Raw genomic sequence first — 20774 nt, 5'->3', positions numbered from 1 at the left:
TTGGGGTGCCTGACTTTCCCTTCCCGGCGTCATCCCCATGACCGTCAGCTGGTCTGCCTACCGCCGCGCCCGCCGCCGTTCCCGGCAAGCCTGGGCAATCCTCGCGACGGCCGCAGTGTCAATCATTGCGGCGCTTTTCTGGTTCTTCACCGCCGGGCAGTTCGCGGCAGCCGGTCCCGCGGCGGAAGGACCCACGGAGGCGCCGGTCTTCGATCCCGCATTCATGAAACCGGTCCACGAACCCAACACGGTCCCGGCCGGCAGCGCCCTTGCGGCCCTGGACGGCCTGGCAGTCAAAGGCCGTGCACCCGCCACCGACTACAGCCGGGAAGCCTTCGGCCAGGCCTGGCTGGATGTTGACCGCAACGGCTGCGATACCCGCAATGACATCCTCCGCCGGGACCTCGCCGATGTTGTCTTTTCCGAGGGTTCTACCTGCAAGGTGACGGCCGGGCACTTCCGGGAACCCTATACGGGACAGGCCATCGATTTCCGGCGCGGTTCCGAGAGCAGCCGGGCGGTCCAGATCGACCACGTCGTGGCGCTCGGCGATGCGTGGCAAAAGGGCGCCCAGCGGCTGGACCTCAAGGAACGCCAGAGCCTGGCCAACGATCCGCTGAACCTCATCGCGGCGGACGGAGCCGCAAACCAGCAAAAGAGCGCCGGCGACGCCGCCACCTGGCTCCCGAAGAACACGGCGATCCGCTGCCATTACGTGGCCAGGCAGATTTCCGTGAAGACTGCCTACGGGCTGTGGGTGACGGCGGCAGAGAAGGATGCCATGACGCGCGTCCTGGCCTCCTGTCCCCAGCAGCAGACCATCAGCGCAGGCTGACCGGATCCGCCGGCCCCAGACCTTTGCGGTCGGAAGCCGATACGGTCAGTGGCCGAACGGGTCCGGATCAACGCCGGGCATCCAGGTCAGTCCCGGCACGCCCCAACCGTTTTTCTTGACCTGCTTCATGGCCTTGCGGGAATACCGGTCCAGGAGTCGGTTGACGTACAGCTTTCCATCGAGGTGGTCGTACTCGTGCTGGATCACCCTGGCAAACCAGCCGGTGGCTTCGAACCGCACCGGTTCACCGAATCCGTCGAAACCCTCCACGCGGGCCCATTCGGCCCGTTTGAGCGGGTACTGCTCGCCCGGGAAGGACAGGCAACCCTCTTCTTCCTCGTCGGGGTCGGGCGCAGCGCCGGAGACCTTGGACAGGGTCAGGACGGGATTGACCACGACGCCGGTGGGGGGAGCGCCATCCTCATTGGCGTACTTGTAGACAAACAGCCGCTTGCCGACGCCCACCTGCGGGGCGGCCAGCCCAACCCCGTTGGCGGCGTCATTGGTTTCAAACATGTCGGCAATCAGGGTGCGGAGCCCGTCGTCGAACACCTCCACCTCGGCGGCGCGGCGGTGGAGGACAGGCTCGCCCCAGATGGTGATCGGCAGAACGGTCATATCAGTAGTCCTTCGGCTTCGCGGTGTCCCCGGCTGCGGTGCACGTACCCGGTAGGGCACGAAAAAGGAGGCCGCACCGGATATCCGGTGCGGCCTCCTTCATTGACGGCTGCATAAGCCGCCCCGTGAGGGTGAGCGACGGGGGTTGAACCCGCGACCTCCTGGACCACAACCAGGCGCTCTGCCAACTGAGCTACGCCCACCATGTGCCTCAAGGGACTTCCACCGGAGTGGCTCCCTGGAAACGCAACTCAAACAGCTTACCTGCTCCGAAGGGGTGCTTTGTCCACTTTCTGCGATTTGACCCAAAATTTCGGTCAAACGTGGCGCAGATTACTTTCCGGGCTGGTCCGCCGCGTCCTCGTTGGCGATGCCGCGGGCGATTTTTTGGGCGGTGGCGCTGTCCGGCCCGGGTGCGGGGACGAACACTGCCTCCCGGTAGTACCGGAGCTCATCGATGGAATCCTTGATGTCTCCCAGCGCGCGGTGGCCGCCCTTTTTGGCCGGCGACTGGAAATACGCCCGGGCGAACCAGCGCCGCGAGAGCTCCTTGATGGTGCTGACGTCGATGACCCGGTAGTGCAGGTGCTCCACGACGGCAGGCATGTCGCGGGACAGGAACACGCGGTCGGTGCCCACCGAGTTGCCGCCCAGCGGCGCTTTGCGCGGGTCCGGGACCCAGGCGGAGATGTACTCCATGACGGCGGCTTCTGCTTCCGCCATGGTCCTGCCGTGCGGCAGCTCCGCGAGCAGCCCTGATTTGGTGTGCATGTCGCGCACGAAGTCGGACATCTGGGCCACGGCCGCGTCGTCGGGTTTGATGACGACGTCAACACCGTCGCCCAGGATGTTCAGCTCCGAATCGGTGACCAGTGCTGCCACCTCTATCAGTGCATCGTTTTTGATGTCCAGGCCGGTCATTTCGCAGTCGATCCAGACGATTCGTTCGTTAGATATAGGCACCGGACCAGCCTACCGTTACACGTCCGGGCACCCTGCCGATGCTAGGATTTCGGGTATGCGGCGGGTCGCCCTTCCGCCCTTAAACGTGTCCCGGCCGGCCTGCGCGGCCCGCCGGGTGGACCGCGCAAAACGCATAAAGATTGGACGATCCTGAGATGACGGCGCCTGTGCCCGCAACGGGGGAGATGGCGGCGGCCGGCAGTGCCGGAACGGGCAGCGCCCAGGTGGACAATCCGCTGTCGCCCCTGATTGCCGGCTTCCTGGGCTCCATGTTTATGATGATCGGCTCCATTGGCGTGGGATGGCTGGCCCCGGTCTCCGAACTGCGCCGCATGCCCGTTTTCATCTGGATGCGGACCGAGGCTCCGGGCGTGGCGCTGTCCATTGTTTTGGTGGCCGCCGGCGGGATGCTCCTGGTGCGTGCCTGGCTGCGGCTGGGCCAGAAAGTGCGTGTGTGGGGCGAACAGGCACGCAGGGCAACCCTGTCCGCAGTGGTGGCATGGGGGCTGCCCATGATGTTCAGCGTGCCGTTGTTCAGCCGGGATGTCTACGCCTACATCGGGCAGGGGCGCCTGATGGTGGAGGGCTTCAACCCGTACGAAAACGGTATCTCCGCCCTGTCCAACTACTTCCAGCTGGGCGCCGACAAAATGTGGACCGAGGCGCCGGTTCCCTACGGGCAGCTGTTCCTGTGGATCGAGCAGTTCGTTGTCTGGGCCACCAACGTCCAGCCGGAGGCATGCGTCATGCTCTTCCGGCTGGTGGCACTGGCCGGCGTGGTGCTCTGCGTCATCTATGTACCCCGGCTCGCCGAACTCCATGGCGTGAACCCGCACCGTGCCCTCTGGCTGACCGTGGCCAACCCGCTCTTCCTCACCAACTTCATCGCCAGCGTCCACAACGACTCCCTGATGATCGGGCTGGCCCTCGCAGGCCTCTACTATTCGGCGACGCGGCGCCAGGTCCGCGGCATCGTCCTGGTGACCCTGTCCATCGCCGTGAAGCCCATCACCATCGTGTTCCTGCCGTTCATCGGGCTCCTCTGGGCCGGGCGGCATGCCGGCTGGCTCCGGAAAGTTGCCTTCTGGGCGCTGACGGGAGGCCTGAGCCTGGCGCTGCTGACGGCCATGAGCATGGTCAACGGCTTTGGCTTCGGCTGGATCAACGGACTTTCCGCGCCGGGCAGTATCTCCATCTGGTATGCCCCTGTGGGCCTGATCGGCATGGTGGTGGGGTCCCTGGCGCACGCTTTCGGGTTCGATGGCTCGGTGCCCGCCGGGTGGGTGTTCGACGCCGGGAAGCTGCTTGCGGTGGGCGTTGCCGCCTGGCAGATCTTCAAGGGGGACTACGACCGCATCATGCGGCGCCTGACGCTTGCCCTGGCCGCCGTGGTCCTGCTGGCCCCCATCATCCAGGCCTGGTATGTCGTGTGGCTGATTCCGCTGTTCGCCGTCACGGGCATCCGCAATGACTGGCAGGTTAAGGCCCTCTACTTCGTGGTGTCCTTCTTCATGATCTACGCCATCTCGGACCAGCTGGATGTTTTTCCCTACCTGCAGACCCAGGACCTCGGCTTTGCCCTCGCGCTTGCCCGCATCGCGGCAGCCCTGACAGCCCTCCTCTTCGCCCTGTACCTGATCTTCTGGGACCCCGGCACGCGCAGGCTGTTCCGCAAGTCGCACCAGCCCGTCGTCGAACGTCCGGTGATTTAGCAGCCGCTACTGCCGTGGGGCCCGCCGCTGATCCTGCGCAGGGCTTCCCGCCGCGTCAACGGACTCATGGCCTCCCGGTGCCGGGTGGCGAACGCTTCCACCCAGTCCGGTGCCGTCTTGCCGTACTCCCGCAGCGCCCAGCCGATCGCCTTTTGGATGAAGAACTCCTGGTCCGCAAGGTTCGGCTCGATGACATCGGCGAGCAGTTGCGGATCGGTGTCCTTCTTTGCCCGCAGCTGCGAGGTGATGGCCGCCCGTCGGATCCAGTGGTCCGGATCCTGGCTCCACTGCCGGAGGATCCCGGACATTTCCCGTGGGTGCGCCTGCAGCAGGCTGCAGATCCGGCCGGACACGCCATCGACGAGGTCCCACCAGGCGCCGGTCCGAATGATCTCCTCGTAAACAGCAAGCATGTCCGGATCGGCGGCCAGGAGCCGGTGCGCCGTCAGGTCGATCGCGGCGTACTTTTCCTCCCGGTATGTGGAGGTGCGCCACAGGTCCAGCACGGTGGAGCGGAGCTGCGCCGCTGACAGTGGCGGATGCTCCCGCACTGCCCGCGCCGCGATCCGCCGGACGTCAGGTACGCGGACGCCCAGCGACGGGATCCGGGACTTCATGTAGGCCTGGGCGGCCGCCGCACGCGCGGGATCGGCGTGCTCCAGGAGCGCGCTCCTGACGAAGGAAATAAGGAACTGGTCTGCGGGCGTGTCCATGGGGGCAACTGTAGCCAAGGGTGCGGAATCAACGGTGCGGTACGCTGGTGAGCGCTAACACATCTCGATGCGGAGGGAACCATGCCCGGAACCGAAGTCCACCTCGCCCACGGACCGTACTCCGCCGTCGTCACCTTGCGCGGCGGGGCCCTCCGCGAGCTGCGCCACGGCGGCAGGGACCTGGTGGTGGGCTTTGGTCCAGAGGGGGCCGTCCCCGATTACCGCGGCGTCATCTGCGCGCCCTGGCCCAACCGGCTGGCGGACGGCACCTACGCCTACGCGGGCAGGTCCTACGCCGCAGCCGTCAATGAACCCGAGCGCGGAGCTGCCCTGCACGGGCTTGCCATCCACGCGTCATGGGACGCGCTGGAAACGGCGCCCGACCGGGCCGTGCTGGGCTGCCGCATCCCTGCCGGACCCGCCTACCCGGGGGACCTGGACCTTGCCGTGACTTACTCGCTGTCCGACGACGGCCTCCATGCCACGGTACGGGCGGTCAACACAGGCACTGCTGCCGCACCGTACGGCGTATGCCCCCACCCCTACCTGGTGGCCGGTCCCGCCCCGCTGGATGACTGGTCGCTGGAACTTCCGGCCGCGGCCTACCTGGACGTAACCCCGGACCGGCTGCTGCCCGTTGGCATGCGGCAGGTGGACGGGAATCCATTCGACTTCAGGTCGCCCCGGCGGCTGGGGCCGGTGAAGATCGACCACGCCTTCACCGAGATCGCCCGGGAGGCATCGGGCATGGCCCGGGTACGCGTCATGGATCCGTCGGGGACCGGTGTGGAGCTCGAGTGGGGCACCGAATGGCCCTGGGTCCAGGTGCACACCGCCGACAAGCCCGTGGGGCCGGACCGGCTGGGCCTGGCCGTTGAGCCGATGACCTGCCCGCCGGACGCCTTTCATTCAGGCACGGACCTGGTGCACCTGCAGCCCGGCCAGTCCCAGGCCGCAAGCTGGACCATCCGCGCCCTGGGTTAGCCGGCGGCCCCGGCAGGGGTGTCCGTCCACCCGGCCCGGTCCAGCCAGGCCGCGCACAACGCCGTCCACTGCGCGGGGCCGGGCTGGTCTGTGGCCAGCCCCAGCCCGTGCCGCCCCTCGGGGAAGATGTGCAGCTCTGCAGGAACGCCGGCGGCAAAGAGCGCCCTGGCATAGTTCATGCTGTTGCTGACCGGAACGGCGGCGTCATCGGCCGTATGCCAGAGGAACGCCGGAGGCGTCAGGGCAGTGACATTCAGCTCCGCGGAGAGCGCCGCAAGAAGGTCCGACGGCGGCGCATCGCCAAGGAGGCTGGCCACCGACCCCTGGTGCGGTTCGTGCGTCATTGATGCAACGAGGTAGCAGAGCACCGAAAGATCCGGGACTGCTTCAGATACGTCAAGGTCCAGGTTCCCCGTGGCGGCCGCCGTGCTGAGCGTGGCGGCCAGGTGGCCGCCGGCGGAGAATCCCAGCACCCCGACGCGCCCCGGGTCCACGTCCAGGCCATGCCCGCCATTCCTGATGTGCAGCATGGCCTCCTTTGCATCCTCCAAGGGGGCGGGGTGCCGGTGGGGGGCCACCCGGTAGCGGAGCACGAAAGCATGGATTCCAAGGGATGCCAGCCATTCCGCCACGGGCTCTGCCTCATGGTCCGCCTGCCGGACATACCCACCGCCAGGCAGGATCAGGAAAGCGGGCCGCGGGCCGGCACCTTCCGGGCGCGCGGGAACTGCCGTCAGGCCCCGGGGCGCCATCAGGCGGCCGTCTCGGTGCTGCGCCGAAGAGTTACCTCGCCGGCGATGCCGGCCGGAGCAGCGTCTTCCGCCGCGTCGCCAGCGGCCGGTCCGCGTCCGGTGGCCCGGGTGGCCAGCCGCCCAATGTCCTCCAGCGGCAGACGGACGGTGGAAAGGGCCGGACGGAAGTCGCGGAGGGTTTCAATGTCATCGAATCCGGCAATCGCGGCGTCGCGGGGGATGCGGAGGCCCTCGGACCGCAGGGCTGCTGCGGCTCCAATCGCCATCACATCGTTCACGGCGAAGATGCACAGTTTTGGATCGGCCGCCCCTTCAGCGGAACGTCCCGCCTTGATCCGGGCAGCCAGTTCCAGGCCGGCCTCATATCCGCCGGACCGGTTGAAGGCGCTGCGGAGCACCTCCGCAGGGCGGCGGCCCGCCCGCGCCAGGCCCTCCTGGAAACCGTTGACCCGGTCGTCGGAGGTCAGCAGGCCTTCGGGCCCGCCGACAATCACGAAGTCCCCGTCCCAGCTGCCTGCAAGCTCGGTGGCGAGCCGGTCGGCGAGCTCCCGGTTGGGAACCCGAAGGACGTGGTAACCCTCCGGCGCGGTTGCACCCACGACGGGGTGTCCCACCACGGCCACCTGGCCGCCGTTGCGGCAGTACCGGTCAAGTTCAGCGGCCAGCGCGGTATTGCCATCGTGGTCCTCTTCCCGGCAGGAGCGGGAGCCGGCAATGACGATGGAGTCTGCCCGGCGGGCCGCGAAGGCGGCCACTGCTTCCCTTTCCTCTGCGGGGCCGCCGCCGGTGGTGGCCAGCAGCACCATCTTCCGCTGTTCGCGGGCAGCCTCCTGCACTCCGCGGGCAATGGCTGCGAAGTAGGGGTCGGCGATGTCATGGACGATCAGGCCGATCAGGCCGGAACTGGATTTCGCCAGGCCCTGTGCCTGGGCGTTGGGGACGTAACCGAGTGACTCGGCGGCCTGGCGCACCCGGTCGGCAATGTCCTTTCCCGGCTTCCGGGCGGATCCGTTCAACACGCGGGAGGCCGTGGCGGGGGACACGCCGGCCAGGCGGGCCACCTCGGTAAGGGTACTTGCAGCCACAGCAACTCCTGGTCTTGGACGGGCTCAAAGGTAAAGCACATTATGGCAGTTCAAACTACTTGCGGAAAGCGCTTGCCAACAGGAAGCGCGCCGTGCATCATAGAAGCAGTGGGAATGCGCTTTCCCAATTAGCTTGAGTACACGCTCACTCACCGTGGAGGACACATGGGCTTCGAAACAAAGACGATCCGCATCGCCATGAACGGCATCACCGGCCGGATGGGCTACCGCCAGCATCTGCTGCGCTCCATCCTGCCCATCCGCGACGCGGGCGGCTTTACGCTGGAGGACGGCACCCGGGTCCAGGTTGAACCCATCCTGGTGGGGCGCAATGAGGCCAAGATCCGGGAACTGGCGGAAAAGCACAAGGTGTCTGAGTGGACCACGGACCTGGATGCCGTGATCAACGATCCCTCCGTGGACATCATCTTCGACGCCTCCATGACCAGCCTCCGCGCGGCCACCCTCAAGAAGGCCATGCTGGCCGGCAAGCACATCTTTACTGAGAAGCCCACAGCCGAAACGCTGGAAGAGGCCATCGAGCTGGCACGCATTGGCAAGGAAGCAGGCGTGACGGCCGGCGTTGTGCACGACAAGCTCTATCTCCCGGGCCTGGTCAAACTGCGCCGCCTGGTGGACGAAGGATTCTTCGGCCGCATCCTCTCGATCCGCGGCGAATTCGGCTACTGGGTCTTCGAAGGCGATATCCAGGCAGCACAGCGCCCGTCCTGGAACTACCGGAAGGAAGACGGCGGTGGCATGACCACCGACATGTTCTGCCACTGGAACTACGTCCTCGAAGGCATCATTGGCAAGGTTAAGAGCGTCAACGCCAAGACCGCCACCCACATCCCCGCCCGCTGGGACGAGGCAGGCAAGGAATACAAAGCCACCGCCGACGACGCCTCCTACGGCATCTTCGAACTCCAGACCCCGGGCGGCGACGAGGTCATTGGCCAGATCAACTCCTCCTGGGCAGTGCGTGTCTACCGCGACGAACTGGTGGAATTCCAGGTGGACGGCACCCACGGTTCCGCCGTCGCCGGCCTGAACAAGTGCGTGGCCCAGCAGCGCGCCCACACGCCGAAGCCGGTCTGGAACCCCGACCTTCCCGTGACCGAGTCCTTCCGTGACCAGTGGCAGGAAGTTCCCGCCAACGCGGACCTGGACAACGGCTTCAAGCTGCAGTGGGAAGAGTTCCTCCGCGACGTTGTCGCCGGCCGGGAACACCGCTTCGGCCTGCTCTCCGCCGCCCGCGGCGTCCAGCTCGCAGAACTTGGCCTGCAGTCCAACGATGAACGCCGCACCATCGACATCCCGGAGATCACGCTCTAATGACGTCCCTCATCCTTCCCTCCGACGACGGCGGCACCAGGGAGTACCGGCTCCAGGGCACCACGGCCTGGGCCCGCCCCACTGCTCCGCTCACCGCCCGGCGCGCCTACGCCGCAGCCCACGTCATCCCTGAAGTGCTCGCGGACAACACCCCGGGAGCCCCGGCCCTCCTGGACTGGGACGCCACCATGGCCTACCGGCACGAACTGTGGTCGTATGGCCTGGGCGTTGCCGACGCGATGGACACGGCCCAGCGGGGCATGGGCCTTGACTGGGCTGCCACGCAGCAGCTCATCAAGCGCACCGGCGTCGAAGCAGCCTCGGTGGTCGCGGCCAACAACCCGGCCACCGCCGGCAAGTCGGTCCGTGACCTCGTCTCCTGCGGTGCCGGCACCGACCAGCTCGATCCTGCCACGCTGCCCACCGGCGAAGCCGGCCTCAAAGCTGTCCTTGAGGCCTACCGTGAACAGATCGCCGTCATTGCCGAGGCAGGCCCCAAAGTCATCATCATGGCCTCCCGGGCCCTCGCCAAGGCGGCCCGCGGCCCCGAGGACTACCTGGCGGTCTATTCCACCCTCCTGCAGGAAGTGGACCAGCCCGTCATCCTGCATTGGCTGGGCACCATGTTCGATCCCGCACTGGCAGGGTACTGGGGATCCGATGACGTCCCCACCGCCACCGAAACCTTCCTGGGCCTGATCAGGGACAACGCGGACAAAGTGGACGGCGTCAAGGTCTCCCTGCTCGATGCCAGCCACGAAGTTGCCCTCCGCGCCGCACTGCCTGAAGGCGTCCGTCTCTACACCGGCGACGACTTCAACTACCCCGAGCTCATCGACGGCGACGGGACCCACCACTCGGACGCCCTACTCGGCATCTTTGCTGCGATCTACCCGGCTGCTTCCGTGGCACTGCAGAACTACGATGCAGGAAACGCCGCGAAAGCGCGCGAAATCCTGGACTCCACCCGTGAACTGGGAAAGCATATTTTCAGTGCCCCCACGTTCTACTACAAGACCGGCATCGCCTTTATGTCCTGGCTCAACGGCAAACAACCGGGCTTCCAGATGGTGGGCGGCCTCCATTCCGGCCGGTCCGTCCGCCACCTCGCCAGGACTTTTGAACTCGCCGACCAGGCAGGCCTGCTGAAGGACCCCGCCCTGGCCGCCTTCCGGATGTCCGACTACCTGCGGATCAACGGGGTGGGAGCATGAGTGACTTCTCCCGCCTGTCCATTAACAGCGCCACCACGAAGAAATGGACCCTCGCCCAGGTGGTCGAAGGCTGCGTGGACGCAGGGATCCCCGCTATCGGGCCCTGGCGTGACCGGGTGGCTGAGGCGGGCCTGGACAAGGCCGCACGCCTGATCAAGGACGCGGGGCTGCGTGTCTCCTCGCTTTGCCGCGGCGGGTTCCTCACCGCCGCAGACCCGGAAGGCCAGGCAAGCGCGCTCGTCGACAACCGTGCAGCCATCCTCGAAGCCGTGGCGCTGGACACCAGGGAACTGTTCCTGGTGGTCGGCGGTCTCGCGCCGGGGGAGAAGGACGTAGTGGCAGCCCGTCAGCGGGTGGCCGACCGGCTCGCGGACCTGGTCCCGTTTGCACAGGAACAAGGCGTCCGCCTGGTCCTGGAACCGCTGCACCCCATGTACGCCGCGGACCGCGCACTGATCTCGACGCTGAGGCAGGCCCTTGACCTCGCCGCGCCTTTTGACGCAGCCACGGTGGGGGTCGCCGTCGACACCTTCCATGTCTGGTGGGACCCGGAACTGAAGGCGCAGATCCAACGGGCCGGCCGGGAGAACCGGATCGCCTCCTACCAGGTGTGCGACTTCAACATGCCCATCGCCGCCGATCCGCTGCTCTCCCGCGGCTACATGGGCGACGGCGTGGTGGACTTCGCCACGATCGGAACCTGGGTGCGCGACGCCGGGTACACCGGCGACATCGAAGTGGAGATTTTCAATCAGGAGATCTGGGACACGGACGGCACTACCGTCCTGGCCACGGTCAAGGAGCGCTACGCGGACCTCGTCCAGCCGTTCGCCTGACCTGATCCAAGACCGCGGGCTTCTGCTACGTCACGGCAGGAGCCTGCGCCCCACATGAAAGGACCCGGCCCAGGGGAGGTTGTCCCACCCCTGGGCCGGGTCCTTTTTCACGTCCCCGCCCGTCGCCGCCTTAGGCGTAGAGGGAGGCGAACCTGCGGTACCGCGCCAGGACGCCGGCGTCGTCTTTCTCCGGGGGAAGCCCGACGGCGTCTGCCGCCCATGCCGGGAAGCGTCCGGTAAGTGCCGCCGCAGCCTGGCGTGCAGCGCCGTCGGCCACGTACTCGCCCGGCTGCGGCACCGTGACGTCCGCTCCCAGCAGGCCCGCCGCCACTGACTGCACGGCTGCTGACTGGGCGCCGCCGCCCACCAGCAGGATCCGCCGGACAGAGACCCCTTGATCCTGTAGTGCCGCAAGGCCGTCCGCCAGCGAGCAGACAACACCTTCGACGGCGGCGCGCGCCAGGTTGGCAGGGGTGTAGTTGGCACGTGTGATGCCGTGCAGGGAGCCGGTGGCGTCCGGCAGGTTGGGTGTCCTTTCCCCATCGAAGTACGGGACCAGGGTGAGTCCGCCCGCGCCGGGTTCGGCGGACAAAGCGAGCCGGTTGAACTCCGCCAGGTCCACATCCAGCAGGGCAGCAGTGGCATCGAAAATGCGGGTGGCATTCAGGGTGCACACCAGCGGGAGGTAGTGTCCCGCGGCGTCCGCAAAGCCCGCCACCAGTCCCGAGGCGTCGGCCGCCGGCGTATCCGAGACCGCGAAGACGGTCCCGGACGTGCCCAGTGACATCACCACATCGCCCAGACCGGCCCCGGCGCCCAGCGCGGCCGCCGCGTTGTCTCCCGCGCCCGCGGCCAGGAGGCTGCCTGCCGGCGTCCTTCCTGCTGATTCCAGGGGGCCGAGGACACGGGGGAGGACCGGTACGTGGCCGAGCGCCGCTGCGAGGACATCCGGCAGGTACGTGCCGTCCGCCGTCGAGTAGTAGCCCGTGCCCGATGCGTCGGAGCGGTCGGTGGCCAGCGCGGCCAGCCCCTCAGAGCCGCTGCCAAGCCCGTAGCCGGCGAGCCGCCAGGTGAGCCAGTCATGCGGCAGGCAGACCGCAGCCACCCGGGCGGCGTTTTCCGGCTCGTTTTCGGCCAGCCAGCGCAGCTTGGTCAGCGTCAGGGAGGCTACCGGCACCGTGCCGGTGGCGTGTGCCCAGTACTCCGCGCCGGCGGCGGGATCGCCACCGCCGGCATTGTTGATGAGTTCCGTGGCAGCGCCGGCGCTGCGGGTATCGTTCCACAGCAGCGCCGGCCGGATCACCTCTCCGTCGCTGTCCAGGCAGACCATGCCGTGCTGCTGGCCCCCCACAGATACGGCGCTGACGTCATCCAGCCCGCCGGCGTCCGCCGCAGCCTTCTGCAGCGCCGTCCACCAGTGGTCAGGGTGGACCTCGGTGCCGTCAGGATGCGGGGCCCGGCCCTGGCGGACCAGCGCTCCGGTGGCAGCGTCCCGGATGACCACCTTGCATGACTGGGTGGAGCTGTCGATGCCTGCGACGAGCACCATGGCCTAGTGGGCGCCCAGAAGGTGCTCGATGGCGAGCTGGTTGAGGCGGACGAACGCGAAGGAGCGCTCGGCGGCCTTGTCGGCGTCGAAGTCCTCGAAGGAAGCGGCGTCAGCCAGCAGGTCCGCGGTGCTCTCGCCTGCTGCGAGGGTGGGCTCGCCAAGTTCAAAGACACCGGAAGCCTGGAGTGCTTCCTGGACCTGGGGATCCGCGCGGAAGGCCAGTGCCCGTTCCTTGAGGAGCAGGTACATGGCCATGTTGGACTTGGCGGATTCCCATACGCCGTCGTAGCCGTCGGTGCGGGAAGGCTTGTAGTCAAAGTGGCGGGGGCCGTCGTACTTGGGGCCGCCGCCCGGGAAGCCGTTCTCCAGCAGGTCCACCGTGAAGAAGGCGCTGGTGAGGTCGCCGTGGCCAAAGACGAGGTCCTGGTCGTACTTGATGCCGCGCTGGCCGTTGAGATCGATGTGGAAGAGCTTGCCCGCCCAAAGGGCCTGGGCGATGCCGTGGGTGAAGTTCAGGCCGGCCATCTGTTCGTGGCCGGTTTCCGGGTTCAGTCCCACGATGTCGCCGTGCTCCAGCTGGGCGATGAAGGCCAGTCCGTGGCCCACGGTGGGCAGGAAGATGTCGCCGCGGGGCTCATTTGGCTTCGGCTCCAGGGCAATCCGCAGGTTGTAAGCCTTGTCCTTGATGTAGCCGGCCGCGGTGTCCACGCCTTCCTTCATGCGGTCCAACGCTGCCGCCAGGTCCTTGGAGCCGTCGTATTCGCTGCCTTCTCGGCCGCCCCACATCACGAACGTTTCGGCGCCGAGCTCTGCGGCGAGGTCGATGTTGCGCAGGACCTTGGACAGCGCGAAGCGCCGGACCGAGCGGTCGTTGGAGGTGAAGCCGCCGTCCTTGAACACCGGGTGGCTGAAGAGGTTGGTAGTGACCATGGGAACCTTCAGCCCGGTCTCAGCCAGGGCCGTGCGGAAGTTCTTCAGGATGAGCTCACGCTCCGACGCCGAGGCGTCAAAGGGGACGAGGTCATTGTCGTGGAACGTGATGCCGTAGGCACCGAGTTCGGCGAGGCGGTGGACAGCCTCCACCGGGTCCAGCGCGGATCGGGTGGCCACGCCGAAGGGGTCGGCGCCGGTCCAGCCGACGGTCCAGAGCCCGAAGGTGAACTTGTCAGCGGGGGTGGGGGAAAGAGTCATGATGCGTCCTTGCGATCGGTCGTTCCGCCGGGTTGCGGAGTATTAGTTCATTGCCTGAACTATATGAGCGGACGTAGGGTTGGGTCAATAGGCCGGCAGTGGAACGGCTGGACAAACGTGGCGGAAGCGCCCGACCGAGGAGCTATGTGATGGTGATGCCGGCGCCTGCAGCGGCGGGGCCCGGAGGGGCGGCCCCCGGAAGCGTCGGAGACGTCAGGCGCAGCAACCTGGCGCTGGTCCTGGGCGCCATTGCCGAATTCCCGCCCGGTATCCACCCCAGCCGGGCCCAGGTTGCCGGCGCCACCGGTTTGACCAAAGCCTCCGTGTCCAGCCTGGTCCTGGACCTTTTGGACGCCGGTGTGATCCGCGAAATCGGTTTGAACCCCCAGGGACGTGGCCGTCCGGGCGTGGGGCTGGAACTCAGTCCCAGCCGTTCGGTCATGGGGATGGAAATCAACGTCGACTACATCTCGGCGGCAGTTGTTGGCCTCTCCGGCACCGTATTGCTTCGCCAGGTGGAGGAACGCGATAACCGGAACAGCATGGACAAGCCGGTGCTGGCAGCGCTCGCAGCCTTGGCGGCAGAAGTGCGCAGCGCTGCCAGGGACCAGGGCGTGGAAGTCCTGGGCGGCGGACTCGCGGTGCCGGGTCTGGTGGATCCGGCCAGGGCCCGCGTGCTGACTGCTCCCAACCTGGGCTGGGTGGACGTGGACCTCGATCTTGACGCCCTGCTGCCCGGGACCGCCTTGGGGGTGGCACTCTTCAACGAAGCCAATGCTGCTGCCCTGGCTGAGCTCCGGCACCGCGCGGACCGGGGCTCCACCTTCCTCTTCGTCTCCGGTGAAGTGGGCGTGGGTGGCGGAATCGTGATCGGTTCCGAGCTGTTCACCGGCCCCGGAGGCCATGCCGGGGAAGTCGGCCATATTGTCGTGGACCCGGATGGCGGCCATTGTTCCTGCGGAGGTACCGGATGCCTGGAAACGGTGGCCGGCCAGGACGCCATTTTTATCGCTGCCGGACTTGCCCCGGATGTGGGCTCCCGTTCTGCCACCATGTCCGCCCTCCTGCAGGCGCTGGAGAGCAGGGTTCCCCAGGCCGTCACGGCCGTTGAACGTGCAGGATATTTCCTGGGAATGGCACTGGCGTCAACGGCGCGGGTGGTCGACATCGATTCGGTGGTCCTGGGCGGCCACTTCGCCGTCCTCGAGCCTTGGCTGCGTGCCCCTTTGCTGGAAAGCCTGCATAAGTATGCGCCGGGAAAGTATGCGTCGGAGCAGGTGACAGTGTCCGCGGTAGGGGAGTTTGGCGCGTTGCTGGGCGCCGCTGGCAGTGTGATCCGCTCACTCGTGGAAGCGCCGCACCGTCTGCAGCCCTAACCGGAGACGCGTCAACGCCCCGGTCCGAAGACCGGGGCGTCAGCCACCAAGGTGCCCCAGGAGGGAATCGAACCCCCGACCGGCGGATTAGAAGGCCGCTGCTCTATCCCCTGAGCTACTGAGGCATCGGTGCCAGGCCTGTGGGCCCGGCGCCTCAAAAAGTTTACATTGCCCGGGCTGCAGGCGGCGTCATCCTGGCCCCACTGGTCCTCCACACGTGCCGTCAAGGGTCTGTTATCCACATACGGCAACCCGTGCCTCCAGTCGTGCGTCGTCCGGCGCGATGCTGGTCATGCCTGCTCCAGGCGCCACCATCCAGACAGGACAACGACATGAGCGAAACGATTACCATCCGGGGTTTTGTTGCCACCGAGATCACCAGTTCCACCACACCGGGGGGAGTGGCAACGGCCTCCTTCCGGCTCGGTTCCACCACCCGCCGATTCGACCGGGAATCCAAAACCTGGGGTGACGGGCACACCAACTGGTTCACGGTGCAGGGCTACCGCAACCTGGCAGGGACCCTTGGCTGCAGCATCCGGAAAGGCCAGCCTGTCATTGTGGTGGGCAAGCTGAAGATCCGCAGCTGGGAAAAGGAAGGCCGGGTCTACCACTCCACCATCATCGATGCTGACGCCGTGGGTCATGACCTTTCCTTTGGATCGGCAAACTTCATCCGGACAGCTTCCAGGCCGGCGCTTTCCCTCGTAGAGACGCCGCAGTCCCCGGAGGATGCCCCTGCGGTGGACCCGGCCCTGGACGAACCAGAGGATCGTGAGGACGAGCATCCGGATGACCATGGACATGCGTCGGTGGTCATCGAGGACAACGACGGCGAACTCTCTTCCCTTGACCTGGAAACCGGGGAGCTTGCCGAAGTCTAGGGAACGCAGATCTGTTATCCGTTCCCGCCCAGCCCGGGCGGACGGATGGAGGCACCCCCCGGCTTCCTTCCGTCCGCCCGCCACACCGCGTGGTGCAGCCGGGCCGGGTCCAGGCCATCGGGTCATCCAGGCCCAGCGTCCTGGTGCATGGCACAATGGCACCATGCCTCCCATCCCTCATCGCCGGCCGTCAAACCGGGCCGGTGCCGTGCTGACGTGCGCTGTCCTGGCCGTCCTCGTGAACGGCTGCAGCGTCGGTAATGCGGCGGACAACCCGCGGGTCGAAGGCGCCGGTGAAGGGTCATCGACATCAACCCCGGCAGCGCCCGCCGCGCAGGAAACGGGGGCCCAGTCGTCCGGTCCTGCCACGCAAAGCAGTGCCTCCGGCGGGGAACCGCTGGCCAACACGTCGGCCGGGGCCCAGACGCAGGCCGAAGCAGCAGCCACGGAGGGCGTCAAGCGGAAGGTAACCGACACCCTGTCCGCGCTGGCTGCGGGAACCCCCAAGCCGGCCACGGCCCAGGTCAGTGACGCCTTGACCGGAGCCGGGATAGCACCGGCGGTGCTTCAGGTCTCGCAGAGCCGGACTCCCACCGGGTTGGAGGCTGATGCCATTGAGGCCGCGGTCCTGCAGGGCAAGGACTGCGTCATTGGCCAGGTGCGCGAAGGCGCAGTAACCGTCACCGTCCTTCCCGTCCTCGCCAGCGGCAAGTGCTTCGTGGGCTCCTGAGCCTGCCGGCTTTCGCCTGAAAATGTGAGATATGCCCGCCAACCCACTAGATTTGAGACCATGGCGGAATTTATCTACACAATGACCAAGGCCCGTAAGGCCGTTGGCGAAAAACTCATTCTTGATGACGTAAGCATGTCCTTCTTCCCGGGCGCCAAGATTGGTGTTGTGGGCCCGAACGGTGCCGGTAAGTCCACCATCCTGAAGATCATGGCAGGGCTGGACACGCCCTCCAACGGTGAAGCCAGGCTCAGCCCCGGCTACAGCGTTGGTATCCTGCTGCAGGAACCGCCCCTTAATGAAGAAAAGACGGTCCTGGGCAACGTCCAGGAAGGCGTGGGCGAGATCTACGGCAAGATCCAGCGCTTCAACGAGATCTCCGAGGAAATGGCCAGCCCCGACGCTGACTACGACACCCTCCTTGAGGAAATGGGCAAGCTGCAGGAAGCGATCGACGCCGCTGACGCCTGGGACCTCGACTCCCAGCTGGAGCAGGCCATGGACGCCCTCCGCTGCCCGCCGGCCGATGCCGACGTCACCAACCTTTCCGGTGGTGAACGCCGCCGGGTGGCTTTGTGCAAGCTCCTCCTGCAGAAGCCTGACCTGCTGCTCCTCGACGAGCCCACCAACCACCTGGACGCCGAAAGTGTCCTGTGGCTCGAGCAGCACCTCTCCAGCTACCCCGGCGCCGTCCTCGCCGTCACCCACGACCGGTACTTCCTGGACCACGTGGCGGAATGGATTGCCGAAGTGGACCGCGGCCACCTGTACCCCTACGAGGGCAACTACTCCACCTACCTGGAGAAGAAGCGTGCCCGCCTTGAAATCCAGGGCAAGAAGGACGCCAAGCAGGCCAAGCGCCTTGCCGAGGAACTCGAATGGGTCCGCTCCAACGCCAAGGGCCGCCAGACCAAGTCGAAGGCCCGCTTGGCCCGGTACGAGGAAATGGCCGCGGAAGCTGACCGCACCCGCAAGCTCGACTTCGAGGAAATCCAGATCCCGCCGGGACCGCGCCTGGGTGGCCTGGTCCTGGAGGCCAAGAACCTCCAGAAGGGCTTCGAGGACCGTGTCCTGATCGACGGACTCTCCTTCAGCCTGCCGCGCAACGGCATCGTCGGCGTCATCGGTCCCAACGGTGTGGGCAAGTCCACGCTCTTCAAGACCATCGTGGGCCTGGAACCGCTCGACGGCGGCGAACTGAAGATCGGCGACTCGGTCAAGATCTCCTACGCCGACCAGAGCCGCGGCGGCATCGACCCCAACAAGACCCTGTGGGAAGTCGTCTCCGACGGACTCGACTTCATCCAGGTGGGCAACGTGGAAATGCCGTCCCGCGCCTACGTGGCAGCCTTTGGCTTCAAGGGCCCGGACCAGCAGAAGAAGGCAGGCGTCCTCTCCGGCGGTGAGCGCAACCGCCTGAATCTGGCCCTGACCCTTAAGCAGGGCGGAAACCTGCTGCTCCTCGACGAACCCACCAACGACCTCGACGTCGAAACCCTCAGCAGCCTGGAAAACGCGCTGCTCGAGTTCCCCGGCTGTGCCGTGGTGGTCTCGCACGACCGCTGGTTCCTGGACCGGGTAGCCACCCACATCCTGGCCTACGAAGGTGACGAGGAGAACCCCTCCAAGTGGTACTGGTTCGAGGGCAACTTCGAATCCTACGAGGAGAACAAGGTCGACCGCCTCGGCCCCGACGCCGCCAAGCCGCACCGCGTCACCCACCGGCGCCTGACCCGCGACTAACATCGCGGAAAGACCGCCTAAAGACTGACCTCACAACGAAGGCCGGCACCCCGGGAATTCCCGTGGTGCCGGCCTTCGTCATGCCAGGTCAGCCTGCCTGCGCGGTGACGGGCGCGTTGGTATCAGGCGCCGGGGGGATCGGTGGGAATGCGCACCATCCCCTCCTGCGCAACGGACGCCACATGCTGGCCGTCGCGGTTGAAGATCTTGCCGGTTGCCAGGCCGCGTGCACCGTGGGCACTGGGGGATTCCTGGACGTAGAGCAGCCACTCATCGACCCGGGCGGGCCGGTGCCACCACATCGCGTGGTCCAGGCTGGCGACGTTCATGCCAGGGGTGATCCAGCTCAGCCCATGGCGCCGGAGAACGGATTCAAGCAGGGTGTAATCGCTGGCGTAGGCCAGCGCGGCACGGTGCAGGTTGGAGTCGTCCGGCATCGGACCGAACGTCTTCATCCAGACGGCGTTGCGGGCTTCGCGGGGCCCTGATGCGGAAACGTAGAGTGCGGGGTCCACATGCCTGATGTCGAAGGGCCGCTCGTACGCCCAGTGCCGTGCCACCGGGTGGTCGAACCTGCCCAGCAGGTCCGCCGTGCTGGGCAGCGATTCAGGGTCCGGGATTCCTTCCGGCATCACTGAGGAGTGTTCGATTCCTTCGTCCTCACCCTGGAACGAGGCAATCATCGAAAGGATGGGCACGCCGTCCTGGTACGCGTGCACCCGCCTGGCTGAAAACGACCTGCCGTCCCGCAGCCGCTGCACGCCAAACGTAATGGGCTTGTTGGCATCCCCGGGCCGCAGGAAATAACCGTGCATGGAGTGGACAAACCTTTGGGGATCCACGGTCCGGATCGACGCTACGAGTGACTGTGCCAGCACCTGGCCGCCAAACACCCTGTGGTGCGGCTGCCGCTGCGAGGGGCCAAGGAAAATATCCTCATCCGTCCGGGCTCCCTCCAGCTCACCAAGGTCCAGCAGTTCGATCAGCGATGAGGTGGGGTCGCCCCCTGGTGGCGCCAGCAATCCGGCTTCGGCTTCAGTCATGGTCCGACTCTAGACGGCGGCCCGCAAACCACTCAACCGGGACGCAGCCGGTAGTGTTCTGGATGTGTCTGATCTTCTTACCTCTTCCTTCCGTTTCGCCGATCCGCGGGACCTTGCCGACCTGAAAACTTTCGCCACCCGGGCCAAGGCCATTGACGACGGCGCCATCCGGCTTCAGGCCGCCGGCTCCGTCCTGGCCGCATATGTGTGCGTCCTGCGGCCCCGGCTCCTGGGCGAAGGGACCCCCACCATCCTGGGCCTGCGGACCATGGCACTGGCAGAACCGTCCGGAACCGATGTCACGGTGGCGTTGTCGTCCGTCCTGGACCGGCTGGCGCGGGCGGGGGAGGGCGACGTCGAGTTGCCGGTTCCACCCACCACCCTCACCGAGTCCTGGACCGGCGTTGGCGCCCCCCGGGGCGGGTGGGAGATGCTGGGGTCCGTCAGTGATGACCGGTTGCGGGCGGCCGCCGAGGCGGGCATCGCCGAAGTGGCGGGCATTGTGCCGGACAAGCCGGGAGCGCTGATCGTGAACAATGCGCGGGCCTCGGTGTGGGGACGGGCACTGGACGACGCCGGCCTGCCCGCCGGCGCTGCCTTCGCGGCCTTTGCGCTGGGCTTCCTGGGGGACGGCGACCAAAAGCTCTACCGGAACGGGCGCTGGTTCCGGTTGTCAGGGCCCCGCGGCCACGTCCTCGCCCGGACCGGCAGCGGCCTGCCCTAGGTCAGGCGAGGCAGGCCGGAGAGCGGATCAGGAACCCGCGGGGCTGTTGATCATGGACAGCGCAGCGCGCTCCATGTAGTCCCACAACGTCCCCTCATACAGCGGCGGCAGCTCCAGGGCATCCACTGCAGTGCGCATGTGGAACAGCCACCGGTCTTTGGCTTCCGGCGTGACTTTGAAGGGCATGTGCCGCATGCGCAGGCGCGGGTGCCCGCGCTCTTCGCTGTAGGTGGTGGGTCCGCCCCAGTACTGTTCCAGGAACATCAGGAAGCGGCGCTTCGCCGGGGCCAGGTCCTCTTCCGGATACATCGGGCGCAGCACGGGATCGCCGGCCACGCCGTCGTAGAAGACGTCGATGAGCTTCACGAAGGTGTCGTGGCCGCCCACGGCGTCATAGAAGCTGTCGGTGTAGTCCGGCTTGCTGAACGGATCGTTCTGCATCAACTGGGGCCGCTGCCCCGGGCGTGGCTCAATGGGAAGCGACATG

Annotated in this window: 20 protein-coding genes and 2 tRNA genes; 11 read left to right on the top strand and 11 right to left on the bottom strand. The window is 66.7% G+C overall.

The annotated features are described in order from the left end of the window. Nucleotides 1–37: 37 nt before the first annotated feature. Entirely contained in the window at nt 38–835 is a 798-nt protein-coding gene (locus tag HNO81_RS07820; protein WP_175317551.1) for an HNH endonuclease family protein, read from the top strand. 45 nt (nt 836–880) lie between these two features. On the opposite strand, the gene def is transcribed toward HNO81_RS07820, so the two are convergent. The 3 genes from def to orn form a co-directional block, all read right to left on the bottom strand. Then, nucleotides 881–1453: a peptide deformylase gene (gene def / locus HNO81_RS07815; protein WP_175317550.1), complete on the bottom strand. Its 573-nt coding sequence runs from the start codon at nt 1451–1453 to the stop codon at nt 881–883. A 130-nt stretch (nt 1454–1583) separates the two neighbouring features. After that, a tRNA-His gene (locus HNO81_RS07810) sits at nt 1584–1656 on the bottom strand. 130 nt (nt 1657–1786) lie between these two features. Then, a complete protein-coding gene (gene orn, locus HNO81_RS07805) occupies nt 1787–2416 on the bottom strand; it encodes an oligoribonuclease (protein WP_175317549.1) in 630 nt (209 codons plus the stop codon). Between the two features lie 155 nt (nt 2417–2571). Between orn and mptB the strand changes: the two genes are divergently transcribed. Beyond that, complete coding sequence (gene mptB / locus HNO81_RS07800; RefSeq protein ID WP_175317548.1) at nt 2572–4128, top strand: polyprenol phosphomannose-dependent alpha 1,6 mannosyltransferase MptB; 1557 nt, start codon at nt 2572–2574, stop codon at nt 4126–4128. Here mptB and HNO81_RS07795 read toward each other — a convergent pair. Then, nucleotides 4125–4841: a DNA alkylation repair protein gene (locus HNO81_RS07795; RefSeq protein ID WP_175317547.1), complete on the bottom strand. Its 717-nt coding sequence runs from the start codon at nt 4839–4841 to the stop codon at nt 4125–4127. The genes mptB and HNO81_RS07795 overlap by 4 nt on opposite strands. 81 nt (nt 4842–4922) lie before the next feature. Between HNO81_RS07795 and HNO81_RS07790 the strand changes: the two genes are divergently transcribed. Next, nucleotides 4923–5825: an aldose 1-epimerase family protein gene (locus tag HNO81_RS07790; RefSeq protein ID WP_175317546.1), complete on the top strand. Its 903-nt coding sequence runs from the start codon at nt 4923–4925 to the stop codon at nt 5823–5825. Here HNO81_RS07790 and HNO81_RS07785 read toward each other — a convergent pair. Together HNO81_RS07785 and HNO81_RS07780 are read right to left on the bottom strand one after the other, a co-directional pair. Next, on the bottom strand, nt 5822–6577 hold the full coding sequence (locus HNO81_RS07785; RefSeq protein ID WP_175317545.1) for an alpha/beta hydrolase: 756 nt from the start codon (nt 6575–6577) through the stop codon (nt 5822–5824). The two genes, HNO81_RS07790 and HNO81_RS07785, sit on opposite strands and share 4 nt — an antisense overlap. After that, nucleotides 6577–7662, bottom strand: a complete 1086-nt coding sequence (locus HNO81_RS07780; protein WP_175317544.1) for a LacI family DNA-binding transcriptional regulator — start codon at nt 7660–7662, stop codon at nt 6577–6579. Before HNO81_RS07780 ends, HNO81_RS07785 begins: the two co-directional genes overlap by 1 nt. Before the next feature lie 165 nt (nt 7663–7827). On the opposite strand from HNO81_RS07780, the gene HNO81_RS07775 reads away from it, so the two are divergent. The 3 genes from HNO81_RS07775 to HNO81_RS07765 are packed head-to-tail and all read left to right on the top strand — an operon-like array spanning nt 7828 to nt 11047. Next, nucleotides 7828–8997 (top strand): Gfo/Idh/MocA family protein, encoded by a 1170-nt coding sequence (locus HNO81_RS07775; protein ID WP_175317543.1) that lies wholly within the window; start codon nt 7828–7830, stop codon nt 8995–8997. Continuing rightward, nucleotides 8997–10211: a dihydrodipicolinate synthase family protein gene (locus HNO81_RS07770; protein ID WP_175317542.1), complete on the top strand. Its 1215-nt coding sequence runs from the start codon at nt 8997–8999 to the stop codon at nt 10209–10211. The genes HNO81_RS07775 and HNO81_RS07770 overlap by 1 nt, the downstream gene beginning before the upstream one ends. Continuing rightward, complete coding sequence (locus HNO81_RS07765; protein WP_175317541.1) at nt 10208–11047, top strand: sugar phosphate isomerase/epimerase; 840 nt, start codon at nt 10208–10210, stop codon at nt 11045–11047. Before HNO81_RS07770 ends, HNO81_RS07765 begins: the two co-directional genes overlap by 4 nt. 130 nt (nt 11048–11177) lie before the next feature. On the opposite strand, the gene xylB is transcribed toward HNO81_RS07765, so the two are convergent. Beyond that, the gene (gene xylB / locus HNO81_RS07760) at nt 11178–12596 is read right to left on the bottom strand and encodes a xylulokinase (protein WP_175317540.1); all 1419 of its coding nucleotides are present in this window, start codon (nt 12594–12596) and stop codon (nt 11178–11180) included. 3 nt (nt 12597–12599) lie between these two features. Then, complete coding sequence (gene xylA, locus HNO81_RS07755) at nt 12600–13787, bottom strand: xylose isomerase (protein WP_175317539.1); 1188 nt, start codon at nt 13785–13787, stop codon at nt 12600–12602. Between the two features lie 149 nt (nt 13788–13936). Between xylA and HNO81_RS07750 the strand changes: the two genes are divergently transcribed. Next, entirely contained in the window at nt 13937–15163 is a 1227-nt protein-coding gene (locus HNO81_RS07750; protein WP_175317538.1) for an ROK family protein, read from the top strand. A 52-nt stretch (nt 15164–15215) separates the two neighbouring features. On the opposite strand, the gene HNO81_RS07745 is transcribed toward HNO81_RS07750, so the two are convergent. Then, nucleotides 15216–15288, bottom strand: a tRNA-Arg gene (locus HNO81_RS07745). A 207-nt stretch (nt 15289–15495) separates the two neighbouring features. Between HNO81_RS07745 and HNO81_RS07740 the strand changes: the two genes are divergently transcribed. From HNO81_RS07740 to ettA, 3 genes are all read left to right on the top strand, one after another. After that, nucleotides 15496–16047 (top strand): single-stranded DNA-binding protein, encoded by a 552-nt coding sequence (locus HNO81_RS07740; protein ID WP_175317537.1) that lies wholly within the window; start codon nt 15496–15498, stop codon nt 16045–16047. 163 nt (nt 16048–16210) lie between these two features. Further along, on the top strand, nt 16211–16777 hold the full coding sequence (locus HNO81_RS07735) for a hypothetical protein (protein WP_175317536.1): 567 nt from the start codon (nt 16211–16213) through the stop codon (nt 16775–16777). A 60-nt stretch (nt 16778–16837) separates the two neighbouring features. Continuing rightward, on the top strand, nt 16838–18520 hold the full coding sequence (ettA, locus tag HNO81_RS07730; RefSeq protein WP_175317535.1) for an energy-dependent translational throttle protein EttA: 1683 nt from the start codon (nt 16838–16840) through the stop codon (nt 18518–18520). 122 nt (nt 18521–18642) lie between these two features. On the opposite strand, the gene HNO81_RS07725 is transcribed toward ettA, so the two are convergent. Beyond that, a complete protein-coding gene (locus HNO81_RS07725; RefSeq protein WP_175317534.1) occupies nt 18643–19563 on the bottom strand; it encodes an acyl-CoA thioesterase II in 921 nt (306 codons plus the stop codon). A 64-nt stretch (nt 19564–19627) separates the two neighbouring features. Between HNO81_RS07725 and HNO81_RS07720 the strand changes: the two genes are divergently transcribed. Further along, nucleotides 19628–20287: a hypothetical protein gene (locus HNO81_RS07720; RefSeq protein ID WP_175317533.1), complete on the top strand. Its 660-nt coding sequence runs from the start codon at nt 19628–19630 to the stop codon at nt 20285–20287. Between the two features lie 27 nt (nt 20288–20314). Here HNO81_RS07720 and HNO81_RS07715 read toward each other — a convergent pair whose 3' ends face one another. Continuing rightward, nucleotides 20315–20773 carry a globin gene (locus tag HNO81_RS07715; protein ID WP_305791420.1) on the bottom strand — a complete coding sequence of 153 codons (459 nt, stop codon included), beginning with the start codon at nt 20771–20773 and terminating at the stop codon, nt 20315–20317. Between the last annotated feature and the right edge of the window lies 1 nt (nt 20774).

It is taken from the genome of Pseudarthrobacter sp. C4D7 (assembly GCF_013359725.1).
GTDB lineage: Bacteria > Actinomycetota > Actinomycetes > Actinomycetales > Micrococcaceae > Arthrobacter.
Note: the sequence above shows the minus strand (reverse complement) of the source record. Positions and strands in the feature narration are given on the sequence as shown.